7 protein-coding genes and 1 pseudogene are annotated in these 5092 nt (G+C 68.9%); 7 read left to right on the forward strand and 1 reads right to left on the reverse strand.

Going from position 1 to position 5092, the window contains the following annotated elements; all coding sequences use genetic code 11:
* The 7 genes and pseudogenes from AC1D1G_RS41565 to AC1D1G_RS41595 all read left to right on the forward strand — a co-directional run.
* Nucleotides 1-164: pseudogene (locus tag AC1D1G_RS41565) on the forward strand (IS3-like element ISMyma10 family transposase); the annotation flags it as partial.
* Nucleotides 165-194: 30 nt separating this feature from the next.
* Nucleotides 195-548 carry a hypothetical protein gene (locus AC1D1G_RS41570; protein WP_477956535.1) on the forward strand — a complete coding sequence of 118 codons (354 nt, stop codon included), beginning with the start codon at nucleotides 195-197 and terminating at the stop codon, nucleotides 546-548.
* A 22-nt stretch (nucleotides 549-570) separates the two neighbouring features.
* Nucleotides 571-1257, forward strand: coding sequence for a flavin-containing monooxygenase (locus AC1D1G_RS41575; RefSeq protein WP_477956536.1), 687 nt, complete (start codon nucleotides 571-573; stop codon nucleotides 1255-1257).
* 78 nt (nucleotides 1258-1335) lie between these two features.
* The gene (locus AC1D1G_RS41580; RefSeq protein ID WP_477956537.1) at nucleotides 1336-1629 is read left to right on the forward strand and encodes a hypothetical protein; all 294 of its coding nucleotides are present in this window, start codon (nucleotides 1336-1338) and stop codon (nucleotides 1627-1629) included.
* Nucleotides 1630-1811: 182 nt separating this feature from the next.
* Entirely contained in the window at nucleotides 1812-2741 is a 930-nt protein-coding gene (locus tag AC1D1G_RS41585; protein ID WP_477956538.1) for an ATP-binding cassette domain-containing protein, read from the forward strand.
* The gene (locus AC1D1G_RS41590) at nucleotides 2738-3571 is read left to right on the forward strand and encodes an ABC transporter permease (RefSeq protein WP_477956539.1); all 834 of its coding nucleotides are present in this window, start codon (nucleotides 2738-2740) and stop codon (nucleotides 3569-3571) included. The genes AC1D1G_RS41585 and AC1D1G_RS41590 overlap by 4 nt, the downstream gene beginning before the upstream one ends.
* 467 nt (nucleotides 3572-4038) lie before the next feature.
* Nucleotides 4039-4668 carry a sigma-70 family RNA polymerase sigma factor gene (locus AC1D1G_RS41595; protein ID WP_477956540.1) on the forward strand — a complete coding sequence of 210 codons (630 nt, stop codon included), beginning with the start codon at nucleotides 4039-4041 and terminating at the stop codon, nucleotides 4666-4668.
* A gap of 114 nt (nucleotides 4669-4782) precedes the next feature.
* On the opposite strand, the gene AC1D1G_RS41600 is transcribed toward AC1D1G_RS41595, so the two are convergent.
* On the reverse strand, nucleotides 4783-4959 hold the full coding sequence (locus AC1D1G_RS41600; RefSeq protein WP_477956541.1) for a hypothetical protein: 177 nt from the start codon (nucleotides 4957-4959) through the stop codon (nucleotides 4783-4785).
* Between the last annotated feature and the right edge of the window lie 133 nt (nucleotides 4960-5092).

Below are 5092 nucleotides of genomic sequence, written 5' to 3' on the forward strand. Positions count from 1 at the left end.
GGCCGCTGCGCACCATCGGTGACGTCGAGGAGGCCACCTCGGCGTGGGTGCACTGGTACAACACCGGCCGGCTCATGCATCGTCTCGGGCGGATCCCACCGGCCGAGTACGAAGCCAAGTACTACGCTGAACACCGTGCCGATCAACCGGTCGCACACAAATGACAGTGTGTGCATGAGACCCGGGATGGTTCAGTGATCCTCGCCGCCACCGCCGCGTCTACGGCGTTGCTCGGGATCGTCTCCACCACCCTCGCGTTGATCTCGGTCGCCATCGGTGCCGGGCTGATCCGCGGGATCTTCACCCTGATCCAGGCCACCGCGATCACCGACCGGTGGGGTGCCACCCATTACGGGCGCCTCAACGGGCTGATGTCCGCGCCGGTCGCCATCGTCATGGCCCTCGCCCCGTGGGCGGGGACCGCGTTATCGGCGTGGACGGGCAGCTACGCCCACGCGTACCTGATCCTCGCCGCCGCAGCTGTGGTCGCCGCCCTCATCGGGGCCGCCAGCATCCCCCACCACCGCAAAGCCGAAATCGCCGCCTGACATCCTCGAAGAGACAACTGAATTGAGTGACTATGACGCCCTGGTCGGCGGCGGCCAGTCCGGCCTCGCCGCCGCCCACCACCTCCGTGCACGCGGCCTCAGCCCGGCGATCCTCAAGGCCGGCGACGAACCGGTCGGGTCCTGGCCGCACAACTACGACAGCCTCACCCTGTTCTCCCCGGCGAAAGACAGTGCCCTGCCCGGGATGCCGTTTCCCGGTGCCCCGGATCGGTATCCGCGCCGCGACGAAGTTGTCGACTACCTGCGCCGGTACGCCAAAACCATCGACACCGACATCCACGTCAATCACCGGGTCCTCACCGTCGACCACGACGGACGTGCGTTCACCGCCCAAACCGACACCGGCACCGCGTTCACCGCACCCCGATTGATCGCGGCGACCGGCGGATTCGGCTCACCCCACCTTCCCGATTTAGCCGGTCGAGGAACGTTCACCGGGAAGGTGCAGCACGCCAGCGACTACCGGACACCCGACGACTATGCCGGGCAGAACGTGATCGTCGTCCGATCAGGGAACTCCGCAGTCAAGATCGCCGCCGAACTCGCTGAAGTTGCCGACGAGGTCRTGCTGGCCATCCGGAGTCCGGTGAAGTTCGTGCCGCAACGCCCGTGGGGGGCGAGACATGCATTTCTGGTTCACCGTCACCGTCACCGGCCTCGACGCCGCCCCCCATCGGGCACCTGCTGAAAACGGCGCCGACGGTGGCGGTGTTCGACACCGGCCGCTACCGCGCGGGCCTTGCCGCGGGCAAACCCGGTGCGGCCGATGTTCACCGCCCTCGACGAAAACGAAGCGATCTGGGCGGACGGCACCCGCACCGGTGCGGACACGGTCCTGCTCGCCACCGGCTACACCCCGCACCTGCCGTATCTGGCCGGGCTGGGGGCGCTCACCGACACCGGCCGGCCCCGACGCGGCAAGGGCCTGTCCACCACCCACCCCGGGCTCGGCTACCTGGGATTGGAGTGGCAGCGGTCGCTATCGTCGGCGTCGCTGCGCGGGGTGGGCCGCGACGCCCACCATTTGGTGGGACGTCTCACCCGCGGCCACTCGAGTTGATCGGAGGCCGCAATCGGTGGCGGATGCGTCCGAATCGCGGTTGGTTCGTCTGAGGAGGTAACTCTCATCCACGACGGGATGGGGGCACACCGTCCTTCGAGAGGAACTCCTTCGATGACCACCCACCTGTTCTCTTCCACCGGAACCGGCCGCGCGGCCGGCGGCCACGGCGGGGGTGCGAGATGACCGCCCCCGCCGTCCTCGTCGAGGATCTGCACGTCGCCTACGGCACGACGTGGGCCCTCGACGGCGTCGACCTGACCGCCGCCGCCGGAAGCACGCTCGGGGTGCTCGGCCACAACGGCGCCGGCAAGACCACCCTGATCCGCACCCTCGCCACCTTGGTGCGGCCCACCATCGGCCGCGTGCGGATCGAGGGCCTCGACGTCGTCGCCGACGCCACCGCGGTCCGCCGCCGGATCGGCGTGACCGGCCAATACGCCGGCCTCGACGAATTCCTCACCGCCCGAGAGAATCTGGAGCTGATCGGCCGCCTGACCGGGCTGCGCCGCACCGCCCGCGCGCGGGCCGACGCGCTGATCGACCGGCTCGGGCTGCAGGAATACGCGTCCCGGCGGGTCGGGGAACTCTCCGGGGGCTCGCGCCGCCGGGTCGATCTGGCCGCCAGCCTCGTCGGCTCCCCGTCGGTACTGTTCCTCGACGAGCCGACCACSGGYCTSGATCCCCTCGCCCGCGCCGGATTGTGGAACGTCGTCGACGAGCTCACCGACGCGGGCACCACGGTCGTGCTCACCACCCAGTACCTCGAGGAGGCCGACCGGCTCGCCGACCACATCGTGGTCCTGCGCCGGGGCCGGGTCGCCGCCCGCGGCACCCCCGCCGAGCTCAAACGGATCGTCGGCGGCAAGGTCCTCAGCGCCACCATCCCCGCCGGTCAGCTCGCCGCGCTGCCATTCATCCCGGACACCGATCCGCGGGTCGACGGCGACCGCCTGCGRGTGTCCGTCACCGTCGACGACGCCCCCGCCGCGACCGCGCTGGTCGCCGACCTGCACCGCGGCGGCATCGAGGTCACCGACCTGGACGTGACCTCACCGAGCCTCGACGACGTCTTCGCCCACCTCGCCCACACCGCCGGAGCCCACCGATGACCACCATCCGCACCACCACCACCACCACAGCCRCCCCTTCGGTAGGGCGTCCCTCGGTCGGGGACCARCTCGCCGCACTCACCGTCCGGAACCTGCGCACCAGCGCCCGCGTTCCGCAGCTGTTGATGTTCTCGCTGACCATGCCGATGGCGATGCTGGTGCTGTTCAGTCAGGTGTTCCGCAGCGTCGCCGCAGGACCGGGCTTTCCGGCCGGGGTCAGCTACATCGTCTTCCTCACCCCGGCGATGCTCGCCGTCTCCACGGTGATGGCCGGCACCAACGCCGGAGTCTCCGCCGCGATCGATCACACCAACGGCCTGCACGACCGCTTCGCGGCCCTGCCGATGCGGACGGCGCTGCCGGGGGTGGCTCGCACCATCAACGAGGCCGTCTTCACCCTCGCCCGGGCYGCGTTGCTCGGGATCGCCGCCGTCGCTTTGGGTTTCGAGTTCCACGGCACCGCAGGGGATGCCGTCGCSGCGGTTGTCGTGCTGGTGGTGTTGGCCGGGGCGATGAGCGCCCTGTTCGGGCTGATCGGGGACCGGCTCCGCCGGCCGGACGTGGTCCAGTTCGCCGGGATGATGGTGATGATGCCGCTGATGTTCGTCTCGAGTGCGTTCGCGCCGATCGAGACCATGCCCGGCTGGATGCAGGCCATGGCGACAGTGAATCCGGTTGCGCACGCCACCGACGCCCTGCGCGGCCACGTGCTCGGCACCGCCACCGCCGGGGACACTCTTACCGCCCTGGTCGCGGCGATCGGTTTGTGGGCGGTGGTGACCGCCGTTCCCGTCGTCACCCGCATGATTCGGTCAGCGCGCACCCGCTGACAACGAACCCGCCCCGTCCCCATCCCACGGGGACGGGGCGGGTTTTGCGTGTTCGATGTCCGTCCGGAGCCGGGCACTCTCCAAGCCCCTACCCGATGGAGGGGTAGAGGCTWGGAGAGCGCTGTGGTCAGCAGATGCGCCCGGTGCGGGCGWCGATGACGCTCATGCGGCGGCGTCGAGCAGATGCAGCTCCTCCGCCACGATCAGATCGACCTCTTCACTGGTCAGGCCCGACAACAGATGTGTAGTCAGCATTGCTCTCACCTCCTCACCGTGCTTCTACTGGTACGTCGAACCGGAGCATCCGGAATCGACATCGACACCCATACAGACGAGGAACTTCGGATTCGGACGCAGGTGCGTCCGACCGCGGTCACCGTCGTCCGTACCTGAGAGAGGACGCCCTCAGGGGGTCGCGACCGCGCCGTAAGGCGGGGATCCTGAAAGACGGAGAGGAACCACAGATCATGAACGAGGACTCGGCCACCACCGCGACGACACCCCAGCCGGCACCAGCTGATCTCGACCAGCTCTGGCGCCGCTTCTCGAGCGACTTGCGGGCCTTCATCGCCCGCCGGGTCTCCCGTCCCGAGGACGCCGACGACATTTTGTCGATCGTGTTCCTGCGGATGGCCAAGAGCCTCGACAACCTGCGGGAGCAGGACCGAATCCTCGGGTGGATGTATGCCATCACCCGCAACGCGATCACCGACTACTACCGGTCCGCACCCCACCGCCGCGAGCTGGCTGTCGACASYGTCCCCGACAACCGRCCCGACGGAGAACCTGACGCCGACGAGACGGCGGAGAAGGAACTCGCCTCCTGCCTGGTGCCGATGCTCTCCGGGCTGCCCGCCGAGCAGGCCGCGGCGGTGAGGATGGTCGACCTCGACGCCCGAACCAACGCCGCCGCCGCCAGCGAGGTGGGAATCTCGGTGTCCGGGATGAAATCCCGGGTCCAACGCGGCCGCGCCGCCCTCCAGGCCCAATTGCACGCCTGCTGTCAGATCAGCCAGGATCGCACCGGCCATGTCCACGACTACSAGCCCCGCAGCGGATCCTGCGMCTGCGGAGCCACGCCATCGGACGACGMGTAGACCGGCGAATCATCTCTGGTGACGGCGACGGGGCGACCGGGCGAGGTCACGCTGACAAGACTGCGGTGCGGTGCGAGCCATCTTCGCTCGCACCGCACCGTTGTCACCTGAGGGCTACTGGCAGCCGCATCCGTCGCCGGCCGTCGCCGCCGGACCGCAGCACGTCGACTTCTCACTGAGGTCGCAGCAGGTGGCCTGTCGTTCGGTGCTGCAACACGTCGGCGCCGCAGCCTGCTGGGTGGCGTCCGTCCGATCCGTCGTCGGGTTTTCGAACTTGTCGGCGTTGGTCATGGTGGCTCCTTGATCCGTGGGGATGGGTACCAGATCAGACGGAGGAGTACTAGAAAGGACGCACCCGGAGAAAGGGCGATGAGAAATGCGAGCGAGACTGCTGGGCGTTAGCCCATTTCGTGCAGGTCACGGG

The organism is Rhodococcus sp. P3_B8, from assembly GCF_056402775.1.

Coding starts and splice junctions, on each gene's coding strand:
- AC1D1G_RS41580 (WP_477956537.1), top strand. CDS start 1,336: ATGTTCACCGCCCTCGACGAAAACGAAGCGATCTGGGCGGACGGCACC.
- AC1D1G_RS41600 (WP_477956541.1), bottom strand. CDS start 4,959: ATGACCAACGCCGACAAGTTCGAAAACCCGACGACGGATCGGACGGAC.